The sequence below is a fragment of the Shewanella sp. P1-14-1 genome, from assembly GCF_001401775.1.
Taxonomy (GTDB): Bacteria; Pseudomonadota; Gammaproteobacteria; order Enterobacterales; family Shewanellaceae; genus Shewanella; species Shewanella japonica.
This window is the reverse complement of the sequence record NZ_LKTL01000004.1, coordinates 228,647-252,968: the sequence shown is the minus strand read 5'-3', so window position 1 is coordinate 252,968 and position 24,322 is coordinate 228,647. Positions and strand designations below refer to the sequence as shown.

Genomic DNA, 24,322 nt, shown 5'->3' with positions numbered 1-24,322 from the left:
AATTTGAAGTCTATGTCTTATAGCTTAGATACTGAATACTTAATTCGGTATGGCGGACAAAAAATGACTCAAATGCATTCTTTTCAGGACAAAGTCGCACAAATGCTTATTTTAAATGAAGGTGTGCGTATCAGTCATTTTGAATATCAAGGTAAGCGCTATTGGCTTAAACAAGTTGAAAAGTTATCTGGAGCGATGCGCTTTTTAAAATCTGATTCAGCCGAAGCCTTATACAAAGAAACTCAAGTTTTGAAACTTTTACAAAACGATGGTGCACCAGTTCCCAAGGTACATGCCAGTGGCGATGGATATCTCGTTGTTGAAGATGCAGGGCGCACGGTTAGGGATTGGCTTGAAAGTGATGATATAGCCAGTGATGAATTACAGCGTATTTTGAATGATACCAGTAAAGGTTTAGCTGATTTGCATTTGATGGATCATGCACATGGAAGACCGGCTTTACGCGACATAAGCTGGGATGCCGGTGAAGTTAAATTTATCGATTTTGAGGCCAATCAGCAAAAGGGCACCTTGTTGAACCAACAAATTCGAGATGTATTAGTTTATGTGCATAGCCTATACCGCTACATAAATGATAAAGAAAAGATTTCGGCTGCGATAACGGCTTATCGACAAGCTGGTGGTGAGGTTATTTGGCAACAAGCCAAGCAATTTTTAAAGTCTTGGCAATGGTTATACTATTTTGCAAAACCGTTTCAAGGTATAGGTGGTAAAGATTTAAAACCATTGTATTGGGTGCTATGGCACTTTAGGTACCATTAAATAAAAAGCCGCTTGTCACTGCTACGCTGATAAGCGGCTTGTTTTAGAATGAATCGCTTTATTCAAATAAGTAGATGATTAGCGAGGTTTTAAGTCTTTATATAAAGTATCGATCCACTTTTTCTCCGTGATAAAACCCCAGCTCCAATCTTTCCATTTCTCAGGTACGCCACTTGCTTGTACTTGCGCTAGTGTTTTACCTTCAGTGAGCTCTTTTTCCATCCATAGAATATTTTCATCAAGCATATGTTTGAACTTTAATAAATCATCCTGAGTGGCCAGCGAACCATGACCTGGGATTATCTGTGTCTGTTTGTCTATTAATGATATAACCTTTGAAACATTGTCTCGATAACCAATAACAGAGCCACCACCATTTAAATCAACGTAAGGGAAGCGGTCTTTAAAAAATAAATCCCCCATGTGTATAACGTTATCATTTTTCCAAAACACCACACTGTCGCCATCAGTATGTCCTGGCCCCATATGCTTCAGAGTTAACGTGTCATTGTTAAAATGAATGGCAACATCCTCGGAATAAGTCACAACGGGCAGGGCTGCTTTTGGGGTATCTTGCTTGGCACTGAGTCTTTTCAGTACATTGTGATGAGCAAATATGATCCCTTGTTCACCAAAGTGGGCATTACCGCCAGTATGATCGCCGTGATAATGGGTATTAATGACGTACTTAGGTTGTCCTGGTTGAATTTTATTTAATGATTGACTGATTTTATCTGCGAGTGGTGCAAATTGATCATCGATAATTAATATGCCATCTGCACCAGCTGATACACCGATATTACCGCCAGAGCCGGTAAACATATAGGTTGTGGGTGTAAGTTGCTGTGAGGTGATTTGAACATCTTTAAAGCGGTCATCATCAGCATAAACTGCAGTGCTAATTAATGATAGTGCGAGTAATTTACTGAACAATCTTAGTTTCATCTGTTGTGTCCTGTTTTAATATTCACGCCTTTGGCTAGATTAACTAGCACAAAGGCATGAGGCATCCATATTACACAGTCCAAGGTAACAGCTTTTTCGCTCTCTTGTCAGCTAAACCTAATTTAACTGATGATTGATAACGAATTCGATATAGCGCTTGATAGCAAAGAGGCACTAAATACAAACTGGTGACGGTAGAAAAACTTAACCCGCCAATAATGGCAATGGCCATAGGTGAGTATGGTGGCCCACCGCCGCCGATTTGAGTATCACCCATGGCTAAAGGAACAAGCCCTAGCACAGTGGTCGCGACTGTCATCAATACTGGACGTAATCGTGTAACACAGATGGCAATAATGGTGTCTGATAAGTCAGATAATTTTGGCGTCATTTGGTTTATTTGATCAACCAATACAATACCGTTATTTACTACGATGCCCATCAAGATAAGGATCCCAATCATTGCCATAACCGACATCGGCGTACCTGAAATCCACAGTGCCCAAAAAACACCCGTGATTGAAAACAAGATTGAGCTGATAATAGCTGTTGGTAATAACAGGGATTCAAATAAAGCGGCCATGACGATATAAATCATGGCTAGCGCTAATATCATATTGACGGCCATAATCGATTGGTCTTCATCTTGTCGTTGGAACCCACCACGTAAACTGTAGCCATAACCATACGGGAAATTAATGGTTTCCATGACTTGTTCAATTTGCTTTTGAGCCTCTTCTGTAGTGATGTCATTGACATTAGCGCCAATGGATAGGGCTGTTTGGCGATTGTAATGTCTAATCGTATCAAAACGAGGCTGAATATTGATTTCAGCTAAGTTGTCGAGGTTATATACTCGCTGACCTTGGCGAATAATAGGCAGTTGTTTTAACTTTTCTAAAGAGTGTTGCCAACTTTTATCATAGGCTAATTCGATACGTAACTCGCCATTAGGATCGTGTCTGAATGAACGCAGTGGTGAGCCTCGAAGTGCCATTGAAATATGAGAGGCTATTTCATTGAGGTTTAGGTCAAGCCTAGCAGCCATTTCACGGTCAATTTTAATCACAACCTCTTGTTGCGCTGCATTCACTTCAGAGCGCACGTCTTCTAAGCCGTCAATCGCACTCAGCAATGGTACAACTTGCTGACTAATCTTGATAAGTTCAGACGTTGAACGACCCGTTAATGTAATGCGTAATCCTGAGTTTTCATTTCCCCAACCAAATTGTGGTGAAGCGGCGGCATATTTAGGGAATCCTTCTCGGATTTGCGCTTTTAACTCAGACATTGGGGTTTCGATATCTTTTAATAGCAAGATGGTGGTTTGAATGCTATCAGCTGAGTAATAGCTATATACAGAGTCGATTTGAAAGGCGTCTTTATTGGCATAAAGATAGTCTTCCATTTGATTGATCATCGCTTCAGTGACTTTGAGGTTATGTCTGCCTTCAAGTTGGTAATTAATATATAAACGGTCATTACCTTCACCATCTGATTGGTCTTGTTGCACCAAGCTCAATGGCAATGCTGTAGAGGCTAATAGGAACACGGCTAACACCCCAGAGGCCTTCGAATGCGTTAAAATCCAAGTTAAGCTTGTTTGATAAAACTGACGTAACTTAGACTCTTTTTCCTCGGTATCAATTTCGAAATGTAATTTGGTCAATAATAATGGGATTAATGTCTTTGCCACTAACAGTGATGCGGCAAGAGAAATACAGATTGAAATCGCTACATGTTCAAGGAAAATGGTCAGCTCAACTTTAACACCCACAATATTAGGTAAAAAGACAATGGCAGTGGTCAGCGTGCCAGCAAGTACTGCTAAAGCAACTTTTTCAACACCAGTTAACACGGCATTTTCATTGGCTTTTTGACAGCGTGCTAAGGTATCTTGCTGACCTGTAATACCACTACGTTGCTTTTCTTGCAGTACGCTTTCGGTTACAACAACCGCATTATCAATCAGCATACCCACTGCCAGTAATAACCCCATCATTGATAAGATATTCAAGCTATAACCCAGTAAGTACATACCAGCTAACGTCATACAAATTGAAATAGGTACTGACGACACCACCACTAATGTCATTTTTAAGTTGCGTAAAAATAAGTACAGTACGCCGAATGATAGAAAAGCGCCCATCAATCCTGATAGCAGCAAGTCTTTAAGTGAAGACTTAACACCATAGGCCTGATCTTCCATGACAAATAACTTGATGCCTTGAAATTGTCTGTCTTGTTTAGTTTGTTCAATGACCTTTAATACTCGCTCTGACACATGCACTAAATTTGCACCAGATTCTTTAAACACATCTAAACCAACAGCATATTTTTGGTCTAAATGTCGACCTTCAAACGCCTCAGGAAGCGTAAAGGTCACTGACGCTATGTCACCTAGGCTGGTTGTGGTATTGAGTTTAACTGCTTTGATATCTTCAATAGATAAAAACTCGCCTTTTGGAGATACTTGAAAAACACGGTCATTGTTACGGATGGTACCAGCACTTATGACAAAGTTTTCCATTTGTAGTCGTTGGCGAAGCTGTGCAGGGTTGATACCAGAAGCTGCTAACTTATCGGCATCGAGCCTAATTTCAATTTGCTTTTGATCAACGCCATACAAAGTGACTTTTGATACGCCTTCAATACGCTCTAAGGGTTTGCGAAGTTGCTTATCTAGCAAGTCGAATGCATTGGATAACTCGCGCTCACTTGATATACGAATAGTGAGCACTGGCATATCTGCAGTAGAGAATTGCTGAATGAGCACTCGTTCAACATCTCTGGGTAATAAATGCCTTACCGAGTCGATTTTTTCGCGTGCTTCTAGGCTTTTGGTGGCGACATCTTGCCCCCATTTCATATTGAGCTGAATATTTGCTCCGTCTTGAGATGAATTTGAGCGTACCTCTTCAATACCACTCATTGTTGCTAACGACTCTTCTAGAACGCTGGTGATATCTCGTTCAACCTCAGCAGGCGTTGACCCTTTATAAGGCACGTTTACCTGAATTTGTGGAATATCAATACCTGGAAACATTTCTAGTGGCAGTAGCCTGCTAGAGGCCATGCCGAATAATAATATTGCCAGAAAAAACATGCTGGTGGTCACGGGGCGCTTAATGGCTAATCGAGTTATGCTAAAGCTTTGTTTAGCTTGATTAATATTATTGTTATCCATTATAACTGCCCCTCTGATGCTAAGGTCGGCGCCACTTCCGTTTGCGTTACTTGATAACGTTTTTTATCAAATATGCCGTAAAGGGCAGGAATAACTAACAGCGTTAACATGGTCGACATTGATAAACCAAAAATAACAGTAATTGCCATAGGTGCACGTATTTCACTACCATCACCTAAACCAATTGCCATTGGTAACAAGCCCAGTGTTGTGGTTAACGTTGTCATCATAATAGGGCGTAATCGCGATTTAGCTGCGGTGCTAATCGCTTCATCTTTATCATGACCTTCTTTTCGAAGTTGATTGATTCTATCGACCAAAACAATCGCATTGTTAACAACAATACCTGCGAGCATTATTAGGCCGATAAAGACAACCACACTTAAGTGAGTGCCTGTTATAAACAGACCGATAACACTACCACCAACAGCCATGGGTACAGCAATTAGGATTAGTAACGGATGCAGTAAAGACTCGAACTGACTTGCCATCACCAAATAAACTAAAAAGATAGCTAATACCAAGGCAATTTTTAATGAATCAAACGAGTGCTCCATTTCTTCGTTTTGTCCACCGAAGCGTGCTTGAATGGAAGACGGAAATTGTTGTTGATTAAGTATTTGTTGGGCTTCTTTTACTGCTTCACTTAAATCGCCATAACTGAGGTTTGCCGATACGATTGCGACACGTTGTTGGCTAACACGGTTAATGGCTGATGGGCCCACTTGTAATGAGACATCAGCTACAGCACTTAATGGAATCGGATATTGACTATTAGGGTTAATAATCAGCGAATTGACATCTTCAATGTGATTTCTTTCATCTAGTTCGCTTCGTACTAAAATATCAACTTTACGGTCACGAACTGTGTATTGGCTTGCTATAGTCCCGCCTACACGGTGAGCAATTCTGCTGGCAACGGTTGGAGCGTCCATATCAAGGGCTGCTAAACGGGCATGATCAAAGCGAATACTGATTTCAGGTTGTCCATCACGTAGACTTGTATTGATATCGCTAAACCTTGTTGATTGTGACAAGGCTGAAACCAGTTGGTCACCACTTTGCTTTAACTGGGCTAAATCATAGCCAGAGAGTTCAATTTCAAGCGGTGTTTTAAAGCTAAACAATTCAGGATGTTCAATTTTTGCATCTAAGGCTGGAATACGCTTAGCGGTTTCACGTAACGTATTAGCCACTATTGTAAATGCGTCAGGATTGGCTAGTACAACTTGTAATCGTCCCCAATTTTCTCCACCTCTAGCGGTATCAGAAGTCATTAATCCACCACTACCTGCTTGGCTGAAAGTGTGTTTCACATTGTCACTATCGCTAATGGAAAATGCCAATTGCTCAAGCACTGCATCAGTTTTTTGAACGGCAGTACCTGGTGGAAGTAAAATTTCGACATAAAACTCCCCTTGGTTCATTGGAGGAATAAGCTCCACACCTAATCTTGGGAATAAGCTACCAGCCCCCACGGTTAATATGAGTGCAATAACCACAGTCACCATTTTATGGCTCATTGCTTGGCGTAATACACGATGGTATATCGCCTCAATGAATCGATAAAACAAATTAAAACCTGCGCTTAATGGACGCATGAACAAGCTGAAAAACCAAGACGTAAAGCGGGTTAGTATGATGACAAGATTAAGCAATAAGGTCGGTAGATAACTGAGTATAAGTTTAAAAGGAAAACCTAAAATAGCCTTGGTGTAATAGGCGAACTTTGCTTTTTTACTCGTTGGTTTTTCAATCGAAGTAGTGGTTTGTTCTACAGGTAGTTGAGTAAAACCTTGTCTAGAAGCAAGCATTGGAATCGCTGTGAGGGCGACAAATAATGAAGCCAGTAAGGCGAAGGTCACTGTGAGCGCTTGGTCAGAAAATAACGCACCTGCAATCCCATCAACAAACACAAGCGGGACAAATACGGCGAGGGTGGTCAGTGTTGAAGCAAAGATAGCACCAGCCACTTCTTTACTGCCAGTAACAGCAGCATCTAATCTTGCCATGCCTTTTGATTTATAGCGGTCGATATTTTCAAGTACCACAATAGCATTATCAACTAACAAGCCTATGGCTAATGCGATCCCGCCAAGCGACATTATGTTCAAGCTAATCTCTGCAAAGTACATCATGTTGAATGTGGCGATAACAGAGAATGGGATTGAAATTGAAATGATAAGTGTGGCAATGATGTCTCTTAAAAATAAATAAATGACTAGCATCGCAAGCAAACTACCAAATAGGGCAGCTGTGGTGACTTCACTCACTGCACTTTGGATAAACTCTGATTGGTTATAAATGACTTTTAGCTGATTATCTGCCGATTCTTGATTGATATTAGCAAGCTCTGCTTGCACCTTTTTAGCAACAGAAACGGTATTAGCATCACCTTCTTTATAAATAGCCAGTTCTATAGACTCGACATCACCGATACGGGTGACATCACTGCGTTCTTTATAGCTGTCGACAATATCTGCCACTTCCGATAATCGAATTAATGTTTGGCCTTCACGGTAGATGATGACGTTTCGTAATTCATCTAGGCTATTAAATTGATTGAGGGTGCGTACAAGGTATTCTTTATCTCCTTGTATCACTTTACCTGCTGATAAATTTATATTTTCTTGATTAATACGGCGCTTAATATCGTCAGCATTTAAGTTTAACTGCTGTAATTTTTGCTGGTTAAGTAAAATATGAACTTCTTGCTCTAATCCGCCAGATAACCTAACTGCAGCCACACCAGATAATGCTTCAAGGCGACGTTTTAGTTCTTCTTCAGCAAAAGTGCGTGTGGTTTTTAATTCAGATTCAGTTGCGTCAGGAACCGATAACGCCAAACGCATGATGGGATCCAAATTAGGGTTAAATCGCAGTAAAAGCGGCTTATTAATATCTAGAGGTAACTCAATAGTATCGATTTTTTCACGTACTTCGAGGCTTGCCATATCCATATTCGTGCCCCATTCGAATTCCAGGACAACATCGGACATTCCAGAGCGAGAAATAGAACTGATTTTCCGTAAACCTTTTACGACTCCAACCGCTTCTTCAATGGGTTTAGATATAAGCTGTTCAACTTCAACTGGCGCAGCGCCATCGTAGGCAGTACGTACAGTCACACTTGGATAGCTTAGGTCGGGTAGTAATTTAACCGCAAGTCGAGTAAAGCCCACCATGCCAAACAACATAATGGCAAGCATAAACATCCACACAGTAACGGGGCGTTTAACCGAAGTATTAATCAATGACATAGTGACTTCCTTATTGCGCTGCTAAGCTGTTTTTGGCATAAGAAAGGGGCGTGATCACTTCGACCAAAGATTGATCCTTCAGGTTTTGCTGACCACGAATGACGATTTGTTCACCTTGTTCAACACCTGAAAGGATTTCAACTTTATCTTTTTCTCGATAGCCCAGTTTGACTTCTCGACGGGTTGCGGTGTTATCTTCGATAACATACAAGGCTTGAGTATCATCTTGATTAATAACCGCATTGAAAGGAACGGTAACAACGTTTTTGTGAGTGTCATATTTTAATTCTACTCGGGTAAACATACCGGCTTTTAGTTTGGCATCGCTATTATCGATAGCAATGGTGACTTTAAATGTACCGCTTTGGGCATCCACAATCGGGCTGATACGCAATACGTTAGCGATGATTTCTTGGTTGTTGATGCTTTGATTAGCATATTGATTTGTTACTTTAGCTTCTTGCCCTAAGCGTAAGCTCACTAGTTGTTGCTCAGGTAAGTGAACGATGCCATGAAGCTCGTCTTGGTTAACAATATAAAATAACTCTTCAAATTCTTTCGCCATGTTGCCTTTTTTAACGTGGCGTTTAGCGACTACACCATTAATTGGCGAAACTATCTGGCTTTCAATAACATGCAGTTTAGCTAGATCACGCTGTGCAATAGCGGCTTGTAAATTGAATTCTAACTTCGCCATGACATCCTGACTGACAAATTCTTTATTCTTCATCTGCTTTAGTCGATTTAACTCTTGCTCAATGATTTGAACTTCAGCTTGAGAGCGTTTGTAATCGTAGTGCTGACGTTTTGCGTCAATGGTGGCTAAAGCCTGACCTTTGGTTACTCTATCGCCTTCCTCGACTTCAATTGTTTCAATGAGACCTGCAATGCGGGTGACGACATGAGCTTCTTCTGGTGCTTCTAATGTTGCAGTTGTGCTATAAAACGAAGATACATCTCCTTGAGTAACTGGTGATACTTCAACAGGAATGGCGTACTTCTCTTCCTCTTTTTCTATTTCAGATTCTCCACCGCAAGCTGTTAACGTTAATGTTGCAAAGCAAAGTAGTGAGATTGTCATTTTTTTCATGCTGATTAACCTATCCATGGGGTACCTGCTAATTTATTCTGTAATCGGTTTGTTGCTAATACTTATTTGATCTTGAATAAGCAGAAGTTGTGCCAAGATGGTTAATTTGTTTTTAAACAGAGGTTTAAGTGTTTTTTACACTTTAAGCTAGCAAAGGTGAATATTAAGATGTGGTGAAAATGTTTATTTTTTGGTGTTAATGGTTAATAGTGGCAGTGAGCACTTCTGACACTCAACGAAAAAGCCGATGGCTCAGTCAAGGAATAGGAAAATGGTTAAGATCATACAAGCAACAATCGATAACCTTTTACAAATCTCACCGCTTTTTGATGCCTATAGACAGTTTTATGGCCAGGAAGAAAACTTGGATTTAAGCCAAAAATTTATTAAGGAAAGGTTAGTTGAAGCTGATTCAATCATTTTTATTGCGATGAATGAGCAAAATACGTTGGTTGGCTTTGCTCAGTTGTATCCGTCATTTTCATCAGTTGCGATGAAAAGAACATGGATTTTAAACGATTTATATGTAGAACACGCTTTTAGACAACATGGTGTAGCTACAGCTTTACTGCATCAGGTTGACGTTTTCGCTAAATTTACTCATGCGGACAGTATTAAATTATCGACAGAGTTGAGTAATGGCGCGGCTAAAGCATTATACGAGAGGGAAGGATACCGACAACTCAACCAGTTTGATCACTATATTAAGCGTGTTGATTAACCCATTACGCTTATTTAACAACATCTACGCCATTATAATAGAGGGTTAGATCCTTCAATTGAGATTAACGTCTATTGCACCTGCCTTTTACCATAAGCCTAAATTTACAGAGGGCGAAAGGCCAGTTAGATATGAAAGAGTTATTATTTGGTGTTGTAGGCAATATGGGGCCGGAAGCTGACATTCTATTTCAGGATATTGTTTTTAAGGAAGAAGTCGCGCATGGTGCGATGAAGGATCAAGACCATATGGGAATGGTTGTCATTAAGAATCCAGATATACCTGATCGCTCTGAAGCTATCAATGAGGGAGGAGAAGATCCCGTTCCTGAGATGCTTGAATCAGTAAGATTTCTTGAAAAAAATAAAGTCAATTTTGCAGTGATGACATGCAATACAGCGCATTATTTTAGGAAAAGGCTACAAGAACAAACAGATGTTTATTTACTCGACATGTTGAAAGCAACCACAGAGCAAATTCATAGCGATAACCCTGCAGCAATCGTTGGCATACTTTGTACCAATGGTACTTACAATTCGGGTATCTACGATGATTATCTAACAATGGCAAATTTACCGTTTATTAAGCCGTCATTAGAAATTCAAGAACGTTATGTACATAGCGCAATATATGGTGCCAAAACTGGTGAGAAATCCTCATGTGGTCAGGATATAAGAGAACCGTTTGGTATTAAATCTGGTGAATTTGCAAGTAATGCAAAATTATTGATTAAGGCGATTGAAACGTTAGAAGTTCAAGGTGTTGATACCGTTATTTTGGGCTGTACTGAGTTACCTTTAGTTCGCTCTATTTTAGAGAACCACTTTTCATCAATTGATTTTATTGATCCAATGGAGGCGGTTGCTAGCAAAGTTGTGCAAGTTTATGAGTTGGCAAAGTCACTTTACTTCAGCGGTGAAGCCAGAGACTTTTGTGAAAAAATAAATATTGGAGACATTCACTCTATTGAAGATATCGCGCATTATATTGTTTATAGGCAAAATAAAAACAGGGTGCTTGCTGAGGTTTGAGCTTTGAGGCCTGAGGCTTGAAACTTAACATCTGTCTGTGATTTTTAAATATACTTGCGACCAACGCAAGCTTATCTTTCTAAGTTATCAATGATACAAGTCAGCCTGTGTTATTAGGACTGATTAATTAATGGTTTTTTGTAATGTATTAATGCAAGCTGGTTTTTAATAAGTAAATTTTAACTTAATCTAAAGTGGAAGGTAACTTAAACTGAAAAGTCACTTTAATTAAAACTAACCTAAATTAAAAGTGACATAAAATGAAACCTTAAAGTATGATTTTTAAAGTCTACTTATTAAATTGTTATCACTAAGTATTATATAAATACAGGTAAGCCGAAACTCGGTATACCTGTATTTATATCGTGATGCTCATGCTAGTAAGATAGGTGTTAGTTCGACAAATAATAGAACTATTTCCATCGCTACTATAAAGATTTGTCTGTAATAGCAAAATTAACACGACGTATTTTTGAGCGCTCTGAAGTCGTCAGTTTAACGCCTTTGTCTTCGATAATGTGTGCACTAGACTGAAGCTGCTTTGGTGAGGCGCCTAACAGTACTAAGTGTTCAACTAAGCCATCAGCGCGTTTTTTAGCTAACGCCTTGTTGTATTCAATTGTACCTTTATCGTCGGTATATCCTTGAATATCAACAGACTTATCAGGGTTTCTAGATAGGTAAGTGACAATACAAGACATATTACTGTCTAAGCTACTGTAAGGTTTTGCACTGTTGACTTCAAAGTAAACCGGTCTAAAACCAACAAGCTCTTCATTATCATTTTCTAAAGCGTATTCCATGCACGCAGGAGAAAGCGAAACGACTTTAGGTGGTTCAGGTTGAACTTCTGGGGTTGATTTACATCCAGATGCTGCAAGTAAGATCAAAAGAGGTACTGATAATTTAGAATATGCCATATCTACTTCTATTATTTAGTCCGTTAAAAAAGTATTCGTAAATTACCCATTATGGAATGCTTGGTCAATAGAAATAGGTGGTTTTTTAATGAATGTTTTATAAGTTTAATTAAATTTATATCCTAATTAATTATATTTTAATTAAATACATACTAAAGGGTGTGAGATATTTGCTCTATTTTTATATTTACAATGATAAATGGTTTTTAATATTGTTTTTTTTAAATTGATGCTGCAACATATTGGGGTAAATTAAATAGAGTAGTGCATTAGTTTACATACTTAAGGATAATATAAAGGGATTTACCTGTACTTATGGATAAGAGTCAAACCCCCGAACATATGGTTGATGACAAGACTTTGGTCGCTGGCATTAATAACGGTTCAAATAGCAAAAATAATACGAATTTAATCGGTAAATGTTTTAAAAAGCGTTACTTAATAGAATCGAAAATTGGTCATGGCGGTATGAGTGATATCTACCGTGCAAAAGATCTATATTTAGAATCATTAAACGTCGCAGAACCGTTTGTCGCTATTAAAGTACTGTTATCACAATTTACTGACATTCCAGAAGCGCAACAGGTGTTAATTAAAGAGTCTGTGCAAACACAACAGCTCTCGCATCCCAATATTATTCGTGTATACGACGTTGATACTGACGATGGTTACCATTTTATGGTCATGGAATGGCTAGATGGTGAATCTTTAGATCAAGTGATTAAACGTTCTAAGCCGCTTGGACTCAACTTTAAAGGTTCAATGAAGATTATTGAGCAGATTGGTTCGGCATTAACTTATGCCCATAAACAAGGAATTGTGCATACCGATCTGAAACCATCGAATATTTTCTTAACCCGTCAAGGCAATATCAAGGTATTTGATTTTGGCGTAGCTAAATCATTCCAACATGAAAAAGACCATTATGCATTAGAGCAAGTTGATCAAGACTCGCCACTGACAGGTTACACACCAGCCTATGCCAGCTATGAGCAGCTGATTGGTGAAGAAGCTTGTGCTGCCGATGATATTTATGCCTTTTCTTGTATTACCTATGAACTGTTAACCAGTAAACACCCTTACAAACGAGTTGCGGCAAATGAAGTCGATTTGGCCAAAGCATCGTTGAGTAAACCAAGTCATATTAGCTTACGTTTATGGCCTACACTCAAAAAAGGTCTTGCTATTAAGAAGGCGCAAAGAGCTGACTCTATCGCGACGATTATTGAAAAGTTTGAGAGTAAAGCCTGGCCGCTACCTACTGCTATTGCTGCGGCAGTGGCACTGATTGTTGTGGGAGTACAAGTCCAACAACATCATCAGCTGCAACTTGCGAATTTAGAGCAAAAAGTATCAATGACTGATCAAGTGCAAAATGAAACTCAGTCATATGAATACATTCCAGCTTCCGCATTATTAGAGCGTCTAGCTGAAATACCTGAAGATAAAGTGCTAATTCGTAATGGATTATTAAGAAAACACCAAACTGAAGTATTAGATATTGTTGAAAAACGAATTGCTTCAGTTCCGAAAAGCAGTAACGGTTTATATCAAGACTATGGCCGAATTTCATTAATCATTGAAGCCACTGAGCGCTATTACCCTGACTCAATACGCTTATTAAAAATGAAAAACCAAGCAGAACGTAGCAAGCAGTCGGTGATAGATGCGTTATCTGAGCGATTAGCTTTACTGTTAAGTCAGTCAAGATACGATGAAACAGGCGGAAATAATATAAAAGCGATTGTTGAAGACTTAGCCTTTATCGAGCCTAAGTTCACTTATGTGCCATCAGAAGAAGATTTTACACTTTATGCAACAGCTTTTGATGTAGCGCTTAAAACCCACGATGTCACTCAAATAAAGGCACTAATCACAACGGGTGAGGTTATTTTTTCACAGCAAGCTGAAGCACAGCCTTTACTGACTTATGGCGCTGAAATGAAGGTGGCGGTTGAACAGCTCACTGCATACAACCATGCTGTCGAAAGCGGTAAAAATGCGCAATATCCTTACCAAGATGCAGAGGTCTATTACAGAAACACCTTTGAAGAGCTGACTGTCAGATTAGATGCAATTGATAACCCAAAAGATCTGCGAGCATTTGACGATGAAGTCAGAGTGCTAGCTGAGAGTGTACCGGAAGATTTTGAACCCTTATTGACTTTGGATAAACGTTTAGCGGGTTCTTACCTAAGACAAGCCAATATTTATTTAGAGAAACAATATTTAAAAACTGCCCGTGAATTATTTGCTCGTGGTAATGAGATGTATGAACGTCTAAACGGTGTTGAGAGGCTGTAAAGCGCATTGCAAAGAGTGGGCTAATAACCAGTAAGGTGATGAAATCACTTTATTTAACTGCATATCAATTTAATGATTGATATGCATTACGCTTTTAAATGTGTTGAGTCACTGTTTGCGCATAAGTTGTTTAAAGGAATGTATTTAAAATGGAATTAACGCTAGAGATAGTGAGCTTTCATCGGTTATCACCTGAGCAAGTCACATCTAAGGACGTAATCAGTTCGCTTACAATAGGTCGAGCTGATACTAATGATTGGCATTTACCTGATCCTGAAAAGGTGGTGTCGGGTACACACGCTCGTATTACGAAACGTTCTGACGGCTTTTATATTGAAGATTTATCAACGAATGGCTTATATATAAACCGTTCAGTTGAAGCGTTAGGATCTAAAAAGCCTCATAAGATTGAGCATGATGATCTACTCACCTTAGGTGATTATGAAGTGTCAGCAAAGATGGCAAATGGTATTAGTACTGGGGCTGCTTCTAGCACTCAATCAGCTGCAAGTGTTAGTGCGGATCCGTTTCAGGCTAACCAAGTGCTTGACAGTAATCCGTTTGAAAACGAATTTGAACAACAAATTGCTGGTTTTGACGCGCAAAGTTTGTTGAATCAAGCGCCGAGTCAGTCTCAACCGCTACCTGATGTCAACGGTGACTTACAAGATCATTTTCAGCCTCCTGGGATGGCAATTCCAGAAGAGTGGGGCCAAGATTTCTTTAATGAGTCTGCGCCAGTGGCAGAGCCACAAGTTAGTCAACCTGTTACGAATCAAGCTGCGCCGCAACCCGCTCACCAACAGCCGCAATCTATGCCGCCTCAACAATTAGCAAATATGGCAAGTCAGCAGCAAGTGACTAACCCACATGCGGCGCAATCAACAGCTCAACAAGCAACTCGAGCAGAACCTAAACCACAAGTGAGCAATCAGGTACAAGCTGCTTCATCATTAAGCCAAGCTTTTTTTAAAGGTTTTGGTATTGATGAGCAAGAGTACAGCAAAGTACTCACTGAAGAATTAATGTTCGAGCTTGGTCAAAGCATGCAACTCATGCTCACTGGCTTAATGGACTCTTTGCGTCAACGCTCGAAGTTGAAAACAGAATTCAGAATTAACCAAACGACATTTCAGCAAAGAGAAAATAATCCGCTCAAGTTTTCAGCGAGTCTTGATGATGTTTTTCAAAATTTGTATTTGCGTAAAAGTGCGAGTTTTCTGTCATCTCAACAGGCCATTATTGAAGCATTTAACGATGGGCGTAAACATGACATTGCACTTACTGCTGGAACATTTGGTGCTTTAAGAGGCTTGTTAAATCAGCTCGATCCCGATCTTGTTGAGCAAAAAAGTCAAAGCCAATCATTTGCTGAAATGTTAGTGCCAGGACAAAAGCAATTTAAACAATGGAAAGTCTACAAAAGTTTACATGAAGATTTACAGGCTGAGTTTGCTAACACAAACACCGCAGCATTATCTGATGATTTTGTAGAAGCTTACGACAATAAAATCAAATCATTATAATTTTAAGGGATTAAGCGATGAAACTAAAATTAGGATTGTATCAAGCTTTATTAGCCTCAGTATTGTTGATAAATACGGGCTGTAAAACCATTAATGCCGTGGTACCTGCTTATACCGATATCACGTTTAGTGCGAGTGCAGATATTAACCCTGATATCAATAAGCGTCCGTCGCCTGTGGTAGTAAAAATATTCGAACTTTCTTCCCGTACCATCTTTGATAATCAGGATTTTTTCACTCTTTACGAGTCTGCTGAATCGGTATTAGGACCTGACTTAATTCGAAAAGATGAGCTTGAATTGCAACCTTCTGAAATTCACGAGTATCCAATGAGCTTAGGTCAAAACACACGATACGTAGGGGTGATTGTGGCTTATCGCGATATCGATGCTTCTCGCTGGCGCTCAGTTGTTGAGGTTGACCCTACTGGATATGACAGTGTCACAGTCAATATAGAAAAAATAGCAGTTTATAACTCTGAGCAGTAAAGATTTTATTTAAATTGAAATAACGGATATTTCAACAACGATAACAAGTATTGGAAATAATAAGGAAGTTATGAGCGATTTTAGCCCAATAGCATGGACTGAAGGGATGTTTTTACGCCCTCAACATATGCAACAACAAGAACGTTTTTTACAGTATCAGCAAACTCAAATAGCGAATAAAGCTAACCCATTTGCATGGGGAGTGACCCAATACGAAATTAATTATAGCTTGTTGCCACTAGGTCAGTTTGGTTTAGATAGGATTGAGTGTGTATTTCAAGATCAAACCTTAGTGTTAATGCCTGAGCAAAGTCCGCTTCCTAATGCGTTATCGATACCAGCAGGTACAATCGATCAACTGATTTATTTAGTGCTTCCTGTAGCGAAAAGTAACGGCCTTAATATTTCGTCATCTGAACAAAATCAAATAACTCGCTACTTGTACGAAGATCATAATATTGTTGATACCAGTGTGGGTTCTGATGCAATGGAAGTGTTGCAAGTCGCTAAATTTGATTGCCGCTTAAAGCTGCAAAGTGAAGACCGTTCAGGCTATGTATCTATTGCCATCGCTCGAGTTATTGATGTTTCTGAAGAAGGGGCAATTAGGCTTGATAAAAAGTTTATTCCAGCTTGTACCGGCATAGAGCATATTAAAGCCTTGCTTAATGTCACTTCGGAAGTGACGGGAATGATTAACCAACGTGCAGAAGCAATTGCTGGCAGATTGAGTCAAGCTCAAGGATCTTCAAGCTCAATTGCTGACTTTTTAATGCTACAACTATTGAATAAATACCAACCTTTATTTGAGCATTATAGCGTCATCAATCATATCCATCCTGAAGTATTATTTAGAACTCTAGTGAGTTTTGCAGGTGAGCTTTCGACGTTTAGTAGCCAAGATAAAAGACCACCGAAATTGCCTACTTATCAGCATGATAATTTGACCTATGTATTCGGTAATATCATGGTCATTGTTAACCACGGCTTAAGCACTGTCCTTGAGCAAACAGCAACAGAATTGGTACTCGAAAAAACCAAATTTGGCGTGTACTTCTCAACCATTGCCGATAAGAGTTTACTTGATAGCGCAGAGTTCATCTTAGCGGTGAAAGCTAATGTACCAAATGATGATTTACGTCAGCGTTTGCCGTCACAAATTAAAATTGGCTCGGTAGAAACGATTCGAGAACTGGTAAATAACCAACTGGCCGGTATCGGAATCACGAACCTACCTGTTGCCCCGCGACAAGTGCCATATCATGCTGGCTACCATTATTTCCAATTAGATAAGAACAACAGCCATTGGATCAAACTTAAATCCAGTGGTGGGGTTGCGATGCATATTTCTGGCGCTTATCCGGATTTACAACTTGAGCTTTGGGCTGTAAGCGTTTAACAACCACAATATTAAGGATAATTTTTGTGAACGATAAAACCATTGTTAAACCACGTCCAGGGAAAGGCGCGGGGATGGCAATCCAAAAACCTAAAGTTAATGATGATAACCAGAAAACATTAATACAAGAACAAAGCGTTGATAACAGAGCGCAAAGTGCTGTATTAAGCTTGGCACAAAATCCGATTGTTGATTATGCAGGCACATTACTATCTATTTGTACTCAATTACGCACGAGTACTCAGCATGATGATGTGAATACCTTACGTGTGCATTGTGTTGAGTTGATTAAACATTATGAACAACAACTTCGTAATGCTGATATTGCTGCCGAAGACATAAAGTCAGCGCGCTATTGCTTATGCTGTTTTATTGATGAAGTGGTTTTGAATACAGCATGGGGCGGCCAAAGTTACTGGGCTTCTGAGAGTTTACTGTCGACTTTTCATAATGAAACACTCGGTGGTGAATATTTTTATACGCTACTTGATGCGTCTTTATTACAACCAGCTGAGAAATGTAATTTACTTGAATTGATGTATTTATGTTTAACGCTTGGTTTTGTCGGGAAAATGCGTATTGAGCCTCAAGGCGACCAGAAACTGGAAGCATTAAGAGAGCGAACTTACCTTGCTATCCAATCATGTAAAGGCGATTTCCATCGGGAGTTATCACCTGACTGGCGAAATAATATTGTGCCAAATTTATCATTTCAACAGCCTTTCCCTTTATGGGTGATTGGTGCGTTGTTTGGGGTGATTATTTTATTCGTCTACATGGGATTTAACTACAGTATTAATAGCTATTCGTCACAGGCATATAAGCAATTAACATCTATCGTACCATGGGAAAAAACCGTTGCTGCACAGCAACAATTAAGCCGTGAAGAAGCCCTTTTACTACAACAGTTATTGCAGACAGAAATTAGTATGCAACTACTTGAAGTAGAGCAATTAAGTGACAGAGTTCGGATCAGAATCGGTGCTGGTGAATTATTCGCATCGGGTAACACTCAGCCAAGATCAGATTTTGAAGCGATTTTAGCTAAGATCGCTAGGACACTTGAAGGAACCAAAGGGAAAATCTTGATCACTGGCCATACTGATGACGAACCTATTTTTACGTCAAAATACCCATCAAATTGGCATCTCTCACTTGCTAGAGCAACATCGATTGGCAATGTGTTGGCACATAACGCGTCATTGAGTGGTCGGTTATGGCCTGAAGGAAGGGGAGAGTCTGAGCCTCGTTTTGCTAATGATAGCGAACTTAATCGTGCTTTAAATCGTCGAATTGAAATTGACTTATTGTTTTAGAGTGACAAAAGGAATTGTATAAATGTCTTTAAAATCAGTCGGCAAGGGAATTGTCGAAACACTTAAATCTAAATGGGTTATTACCATTTTAGGCTTTGTGTGTTTAGCACTACTTATTTGGTTTGGTGGCCCATTAGTCGCTATAGCAGGTTATGAGCCATTAGCGTCTGCAGCAGTTCGTATCATTGTACTATTGGTCATTGTCATGGTCTGGGGTGGCGTTCATTTTTCACGACAAATTAAAAGTAAAAAACAAAGTGAAGAAATGGCTGACAGCTTGATTAATGGTGAAGAAGGCGCTGCGGTTAACGGAGACGAGCTAGTAAAAAGTGAGATAACGCTGCTGCAAAACAAAATGACCCAAGCGTTAGATATTTTAAAGCAAACTAAATTAACCAAAAACAAAAGTATTTATGAGCTTCCTTGGTACATCATGATTGGCCCACCTGGAAGTGGTAAAACGACTGCAATTCAGCATTCAGGATTGGAATACCCGTTAAAAGATAAAATGGGTGTCGACATGATTGAAGGTGTTGGCGGCACACGTCATTGTGATTGGTGGTTTACTAACAAAGCGGTACTTATTGATACAGCAGGACGTTATACCACCCAAGATAGTCATGTTAAACAAGACTCACGTGCATGGCAGGGCTTTTTGGGGTTATTGAAGAAATACCGACCAGTAAGGCCAATCAATGGCGTCATTATTAGCATGGGAATGTCGGAGTTACTTAATCAAACTAAAACTGAACGCAACCTACACGCAAGAGCGATTAAGCAGCGTTTGCAGGAATTACAAAACCAGTTAGGCATGACATTTCCTGTTTATGTGTTGTTATCTAAATCTGACTTAGTTGCAGGATTTAACGAGTTTTTTGATGATTTAACCAAAGAAGATTGCGAACAAATTTGGGGTGTGACTTTTCCGTTAAATACCGAAGATGATGAAACTGACATCGTGAGTACTTTCAATAAAGAGTTTCATCATTTGTTATTGAACTTAAATGCTCGCTTAAATAGTCGCCTTAAAAATGAGCGTGATCTTGAGCGCCGAGCAGTAATTTATGAGTTCCCAAAACAACTACGGTTACTTCAAAGTTCGGCAGATGATTTCTTAAAGGAAATATTTGCTCCGAATGCTTACGAAGAAGCCCCTCTTTTACGTGGCGTATACTTAACCAGTGCGACCCAAGAAGGCACGCCGATTGACCATCTTTCAACGCACTTATCCAGCGGTATTAAAAGTAAAACTAAAAGCAATAATAGTAATAAGCAGCGTAGTTACTTTATTAAACGACTTTTGGAAGATGTCATTTTTCCTGAGAAGAACCTAGCCTCTACAAACCGCAAACATACTAACCAAAACAGAATGCTGCGTAAGGTTTCGGTGGGTGTTGCCGCAGTGGTCACTTTATTTACGAGTTACATTTGGTGGCAAAGTTATGATTGGAACCATGAGCTTATCGATAATACTTTTACTGAACTTGCTCAGTATGAGGATATTACTCATGGTGGTCTGAATGCCAATACTGATGTCATCACCTTAACTAAAGGTTTGACACTGATTCGTGATTTACCAGTGGGGTTTGGCTCAGAAAAACCTGAGGATGCACAAACGTTTGGTTTGTACCAAGGGGATAAGTTAAAGCAACCTGCTTCAGCGGCATATGAGCGAGCATTAGAAGCACATTTATTGCCGTTTATGTTAGATGTGTTAAGCGAAGAAATGGATGCTAACGGTCAGCACCTTAATTATTTATATGAAACCTTAAAAACATATCTCATGTTGTATCTGCCGGAGCATTTTGATGAAAGCAACATCAAAATTTGGTTCTCTGCTTATATTGATCGCAACATTACTGGGAATGTTAATGCCGAAATCCGTGAGCAGTTAAATCAACATATTGAGACACTTTTAACGTTAGGGATCCGTGGAAATCAATACGATGACATGGTTGTTGATGGTGCTCGAGCTAATTTAACCATGTTGCCGCTGGTGGAGCGAGCTTATCAGAGATTAAAAAGCGACTTCTCTCAAAGCAGTATTCCTGATTTTAAACTAGTGGATATTCTTAGTTTAGACAGTCTTGATGGCTTAACATTTATGAGTGGTAGACCGTTTAATGACGGTATTCCAGGCTTGTATACTTTTAATGGGTTCCACGGAATTTTCAATATTGAAAAAACCAAAATTATTAAAAACCTGACTGCTGACAGCTGGGTATATGGAGATGACTTAGCTAATTTAGATGAGCAAGCTAAAAAACGTCTAACCGCTGAATTAGAGCGTAAGTATATTCGTGACTATATATTTTATTGGGAAGACTTTTTAAGTGATATCTCTGTAAAACCATACTCAAGTCTTGAAGAAGCTGAGCGTGTGACAGCGGCGTTATCAAGTCCTGATCAACCCATAAAAACCATCATTGCCGCGGCGCAAAAAAATGTGCAGCTAACCAAACTTCCTATGGAGTCTAATAATTTAAAGGCTGCATCTGAAGTGGCTGCCAATGTCACTGATGTTGCCTTTCGTTCTAAAAAAGCGCAGTTAAATCGGTTGCTACCTGATACCGCAATTGAGTTAAATGTCGACTTGCCTGGTAAAGAAGTGGAAGTTGCCTTTAGTGAGTTGATTAAAATTAACTTAGTAGAAGTCGATCAAATTCAAACTACTTTGCGCGCATTGAATCGAAATTACAGCAAGTTACTCCTTCAATCGGATGGCAGAGTTGTGAACCAGGCTGTAGAAGAAAACTTTGCTCAGATGGGAATGACATTATCAGAGCAATTGATGGATTTACCATACCCAGTCAAAAATTGGTTAAATGATGTTGCTTATCAAACTAGATCATTTGCTAAAACTAACCAAAGTCAGCGATTTAATGGCATTTGGCGCTCAGAGGTCTTAGCTGAGTTTAATCGTGCGATATCAGGTCGTTACCCGTTCAATCGTCGTGCAAAAGAAGATGTGAGACTAAAAGACTTTAGCAAGTTCTTTGGCTATGGCGGCACCTTAGATCAGTTTTGGGACCAATATCTGGCAGCGCATGTTGATACCAGTAAAAAGCCATGGCGCTTTAAACGTAACATTGGTATTAGCTATGACGTGTTAGAAATGTACCAACGAGCTGAAATCATTAAAGAGGCATTCTTTGAACCGGGAACTAAATTCCCTAAAATTAACTTCTCTCTTGAGCCACAACTACTGGACAGTAGTGTCAGCCTATTCTTATTAGAATTGGATGAACAACAACTTAAATACCGCCATGGACCAACACGTAAAGAGTTATTTTTCTGGCCAGGTCGAGGCGCCAATAATGAAACTCGCATTGCGTTTTCACCGCCTAATGGTGGCCGTTCAATCAATAAGAAGTACGAAGGCGAATGGTCATTCTTCCGCTTACTCGATGAGTTGAGTAAAAAACGTCCGCAAACAAAGAAAGACGGCAAGTTAATGATCAACCTCAGTGGATATAACGCTGAATTGAAACTGATTGCTAACAGCGTAAACAATCCATTTTGGATGGCTAATATGGAGACTTTCTCATGTCCGTCGAATCTTTAATGCGATTAGGTTATTGCGGTAAAGTCCCCTCAAAGGGTGACTTTTTACAAGAAAATCTAGATATAGACTTTTTTAAAAACTGGAATGAGTGGTTACAAGCAGTCATTGCGGTGAGTAAAGAGCAAAGCGGCAATGAATGGCTGGATTATTATCTCACAAGCCCTGTTTGGCATTTTTCTTTGTCTGCTGGAGTATGCTGCGAGCAAGCAGTAGTGGGGACACTTATTCCGAGCGTGGATAATGTTGGGCGTCATTATCCTTTTACTTTAGCAGGCTTTCATCAGCAAGCTGCGGTATGTGGTTGGCATGAAAACGAATGGTCGACACAGTTTGAAGCACAGATTTTGCAGGTACTTGAAGATGATATCAATCTTGAGACTTGGTTGAATGATGTCTCTGGGCAACAGTACACGATTCCTGTTACTGCTCTGTGTTCATCTCAAAGTGAATCTAGTGACATTACAAAAAAAGCTTGGGTTATTCAGGGAAGTAATGCTCCTCATATATTGTCACTACTTGATCAGCAATACCGTAAACAGTTTGAACGATACAGTATTTGGTGGACAGAGGGTTCATCAGAGGTTGAAGCATGCATGATTATCACAGAAGGGCTGCCTCAAATTAGCCAGTTTGTCTCTATGTTAAGCGGGCAATGGATACAAAGAGGTTGGAATACAGCCGCCTTAGTGAAGGAGCAAAATACGTGCACTTAAGTCAAGCTTTAACCCACAGAGGCACAGTACGAGAAATTAATGAAGACGCTATGTTAGAACTTCCGCATATCGGTATATGGGTTGTTGCTGATGGGATGGGAGGTCATGCTGCTGGTGATGTGGCGAGCCAATTAGTCATCGACAATATTCAACAGGCTGTTGATGGATTATCTCCAGAGTTAATTAGTGTTGATATTTTAAAGCTCGCATTACAAAACAGTAATACCCAGCTTCAGCAAATGAGCCAAACTGATTTTGAAGGTAAAGTCGCCGGTAGTACAGTTGTAGTGTTGTGGTTATTTCAAGGCGACTATCACCTGCTTTGGGTCGGCGACAGTAGGATTTATCTGTTAAGACAACAGAAAATGACAATGATTACCAAAGATCACAGTCAAGTGAATGACATGGTTGATGAAGGTTTGTTGGCCGCTGAAGATGCTGAGTCACATCCATTAGCAAATGTAATCACGCGTGCTGTGGGAGTCGATAGTCAATTAGATATTGATTATCGGACGGGTAAAGTGGTTGAAGGTGATACGTTTTTACTTTGTAGTGATGGCCTAAATAAAGAACTTAGTGACACTGAAATCGAAGCCACAATTAACTCTGGTAATATTATTGATTCTGGATTGGCCTTATTACATGCATCATTAGTTCGAAATGCGCGTGATAATGTCACTTGTATTTTAGTAAAAAACACTCAAGTTACGTCGGGTTTATCTTCAAAAGACATAAGTGAGTCAAATGATGACTTTGATAAAACAATTCCTGTATTTATTTAAAAAATAAATCGGACGTTTTCTAGTTGATGAATTAACAAAAGTGTAAATGTCACATGGTAATTATTATATTAATAGTTAATAAGTATGTTATTTAAAATAAATCTATACTTAATGATTATTGCGTATTAGATGTTTTTTACATTATAAAGTATTAACTAATATGTGATCTGATATATAACATCAAAAAGTATTATTTTTAGTATTAATTTTAAATATACACTATTAAGTATTAGTGTTTTATTAGTTTTGTGTAGAAGCACATTTTGTTATCGAATATTGATAATAATATATT

16 protein-coding genes are annotated in these 24,322 nt (G+C 39.3%); 11 read left to right on the top strand and 5 right to left on the bottom strand.

What is annotated here, in order from left to right; translation table 11 throughout:
• Positions 1-12 precede the first annotated feature (12 nt).
• Complete coding sequence (locus AN944_RS04475) at positions 13-783, top strand: phosphotransferase (RefSeq protein ID WP_235530846.1); 771 nt, start codon at positions 13-15, stop codon at positions 781-783.
• Positions 784-861: 78 nt separating this feature from the next.
• Here the strand turns inward: AN944_RS04475 and AN944_RS04470 are convergent, their stop codons facing one another.
• The 4 genes from AN944_RS04470 to AN944_RS04455 all read right to left on the bottom strand — a co-directional run bounded on the left by AN944_RS04470 (position 862) and on the right by AN944_RS04455 (position 9,265).
• Positions 862-1,728 carry an MBL fold metallo-hydrolase gene (locus AN944_RS04470; protein ID WP_055023396.1) on the bottom strand — a complete coding sequence of 289 codons (867 nt, stop codon included), beginning with the start codon at positions 1,726-1,728 and terminating at the stop codon, positions 862-864.
• Positions 1,729-1,798: 70 nt separating this feature from the next.
• A complete protein-coding gene (locus AN944_RS04465; protein WP_055023395.1) occupies positions 1,799-4,915 on the bottom strand; it encodes an efflux RND transporter permease subunit in 3,117 nt (1,038 codons plus the stop codon).
• Positions 4,915-8,175: an efflux RND transporter permease subunit gene (locus AN944_RS04460; RefSeq protein WP_055023394.1), complete on the bottom strand. Its 3,261-nt coding sequence runs from the start codon at positions 8,173-8,175 to the stop codon at positions 4,915-4,917. Before AN944_RS04460 ends, AN944_RS04465 begins: the two co-directional genes overlap by 1 nt.
• Positions 8,176-8,185: 10 nt before the next feature.
• On the bottom strand, positions 8,186-9,265 hold the full coding sequence (locus tag AN944_RS04455; RefSeq protein WP_055023393.1) for an efflux RND transporter periplasmic adaptor subunit: 1,080 nt from the start codon (positions 9,263-9,265) through the stop codon (positions 8,186-8,188).
• Between the two features lie 271 nt (positions 9,266-9,536).
• On the opposite strand from AN944_RS04455, the gene AN944_RS04450 reads away from it, so the two are divergent.
• Together AN944_RS04450 and AN944_RS04445 are read left to right on the top strand one after the other, a co-directional pair.
• A complete protein-coding gene (locus tag AN944_RS04450) occupies positions 9,537-9,986 on the top strand; it encodes an N-acetyltransferase (protein ID WP_055023392.1) in 450 nt (149 codons plus the stop codon).
• 131 nt (positions 9,987-10,117) lie between these two features.
• Positions 10,118-11,017: an aspartate/glutamate racemase family protein gene (locus AN944_RS04445; RefSeq protein WP_055023391.1), complete on the top strand. Its 900-nt coding sequence runs from the start codon at positions 10,118-10,120 to the stop codon at positions 11,015-11,017.
• Between the two features lie 428 nt (positions 11,018-11,445).
• On the opposite strand, the gene AN944_RS04440 is transcribed toward AN944_RS04445, so the two are convergent.
• On the bottom strand, positions 11,446-11,937 hold the full coding sequence (locus AN944_RS04440; RefSeq protein WP_055023390.1) for an OmpA family protein: 492 nt from the start codon (positions 11,935-11,937) through the stop codon (positions 11,446-11,448).
• A 315-nt stretch (positions 11,938-12,252) separates the two neighbouring features.
• Here AN944_RS04440 and AN944_RS04435 point away from each other — a divergent pair, with 315 nt between their 5' ends.
• The 8 genes from AN944_RS04435 to AN944_RS04400 all read left to right on the top strand — a co-directional run bounded on the left by AN944_RS04435 (position 12,253) and on the right by AN944_RS04400 (position 24,030).
• A complete protein-coding gene (locus tag AN944_RS04435) occupies positions 12,253-14,241 on the top strand; it encodes a serine/threonine-protein kinase (RefSeq protein WP_055023389.1) in 1,989 nt (662 codons plus the stop codon).
• 149 nt (positions 14,242-14,390) lie between these two features.
• The gene (tagH, locus tag AN944_RS04430) at positions 14,391-15,767 is read left to right on the top strand and encodes a type VI secretion system-associated FHA domain protein TagH (RefSeq protein ID WP_055023388.1); all 1,377 of its coding nucleotides are present in this window, start codon (positions 14,391-14,393) and stop codon (positions 15,765-15,767) included.
• 17 nt (positions 15,768-15,784) lie between these two features.
• A complete protein-coding gene (gene tssJ / locus AN944_RS04425) occupies positions 15,785-16,255 on the top strand; it encodes a type VI secretion system lipoprotein TssJ (RefSeq protein ID WP_055023387.1) in 471 nt (156 codons plus the stop codon).
• 70 nt (positions 16,256-16,325) lie between these two features.
• Entirely contained in the window at positions 16,326-17,654 is a 1,329-nt protein-coding gene (gene tssK, locus AN944_RS04420) for a type VI secretion system baseplate subunit TssK (RefSeq protein WP_055023386.1), read from the top strand.
• 26 nt (positions 17,655-17,680) lie between these two features.
• A complete protein-coding gene (gene tssL / locus AN944_RS04415) occupies positions 17,681-18,970 on the top strand; it encodes a type VI secretion system protein TssL, long form (protein WP_055023385.1) in 1,290 nt (429 codons plus the stop codon).
• A gap of 22 nt (positions 18,971-18,992) precedes the next feature.
• Positions 18,993-22,535 carry a type VI secretion system membrane subunit TssM gene (tssM, locus tag AN944_RS04410; protein WP_055023384.1) on the top strand — a complete coding sequence of 1,181 codons (3,543 nt, stop codon included), beginning with the start codon at positions 18,993-18,995 and terminating at the stop codon, positions 22,533-22,535.
• Positions 22,517-23,248, top strand: coding sequence for a type VI secretion system-associated protein TagF (tagF, locus tag AN944_RS04405; RefSeq protein WP_055023383.1), 732 nt, complete (start codon positions 22,517-22,519; stop codon positions 23,246-23,248). The genes tssM and tagF overlap by 19 nt, the downstream gene beginning before the upstream one ends.
• Positions 23,239-24,030 carry a PP2C family serine/threonine-protein phosphatase gene (locus AN944_RS04400; RefSeq protein ID WP_082419890.1) on the top strand — a complete coding sequence of 264 codons (792 nt, stop codon included), beginning with the start codon at positions 23,239-23,241 and terminating at the stop codon, positions 24,028-24,030. The genes tagF and AN944_RS04400 overlap by 10 nt, the downstream gene beginning before the upstream one ends.
• The last annotated feature ends 292 nt before the right edge of the window (positions 24,031-24,322 follow it).

Excerpts from the sequence above, each read along its gene's own strand:
- tssM (WP_055023384.1), top strand. The coding sequence starts at position 18,993 with ATGTCTTTAAAATCAGTCGGCAAGGGAATTGTCGAAACACTTAAATCT.
- AN944_RS04470 (WP_055023396.1), bottom strand. The coding sequence starts at position 1,728 with ATGAAACTAAGATTGTTCAGTAAATTACTCGCACTATCATTAATTAGC.
- AN944_RS04460 (WP_055023394.1), bottom strand. The coding sequence starts at position 8,175 with ATGTCATTGATTAATACTTCGGTTAAACGCCCCGTTACTGTGTGGATG.
- AN944_RS04435 (WP_055023389.1), top strand. The coding sequence starts at position 12,253 with ATGGATAAGAGTCAAACCCCCGAACATATGGTTGATGACAAGACTTTG.
- AN944_RS04440 (WP_055023390.1), bottom strand. The coding sequence starts at position 11,937 with ATGGCATATTCTAAATTATCAGTACCTCTTTTGATCTTACTTGCAGCA.
- tagH (WP_055023388.1), top strand. The coding sequence starts at position 14,391 with ATGGAATTAACGCTAGAGATAGTGAGCTTTCATCGGTTATCACCTGAG.
- tssK (WP_055023386.1), top strand. The coding sequence starts at position 16,326 with ATGAGCGATTTTAGCCCAATAGCATGGACTGAAGGGATGTTTTTACGC.
- AN944_RS04450 (WP_055023392.1), top strand. The coding sequence starts at position 9,537 with ATGGTTAAGATCATACAAGCAACAATCGATAACCTTTTACAAATCTCA.
- tagF (WP_055023383.1), top strand. The coding sequence starts at position 22,517 with ATGTCCGTCGAATCTTTAATGCGATTAGGTTATTGCGGTAAAGTCCCC.
- tssJ (WP_055023387.1), top strand. The coding sequence starts at position 15,785 with ATGAAACTAAAATTAGGATTGTATCAAGCTTTATTAGCCTCAGTATTG.
- AN944_RS04465 (WP_055023395.1), bottom strand. The coding sequence starts at position 4,915 with ATGGATAACAATAATATTAATCAAGCTAAACAAAGCTTTAGCATAACT.
- AN944_RS04455 (WP_055023393.1), bottom strand. The coding sequence starts at position 9,265 with ATGAAAAAAATGACAATCTCACTACTTTGCTTTGCAACATTAACGTTA.
- AN944_RS04475 (WP_235530846.1), top strand. The coding sequence starts at position 13 with ATGTCTTATAGCTTAGATACTGAATACTTAATTCGGTATGGCGGACAA.
- AN944_RS04445 (WP_055023391.1), top strand. The coding sequence starts at position 10,118 with ATGAAAGAGTTATTATTTGGTGTTGTAGGCAATATGGGGCCGGAAGCT.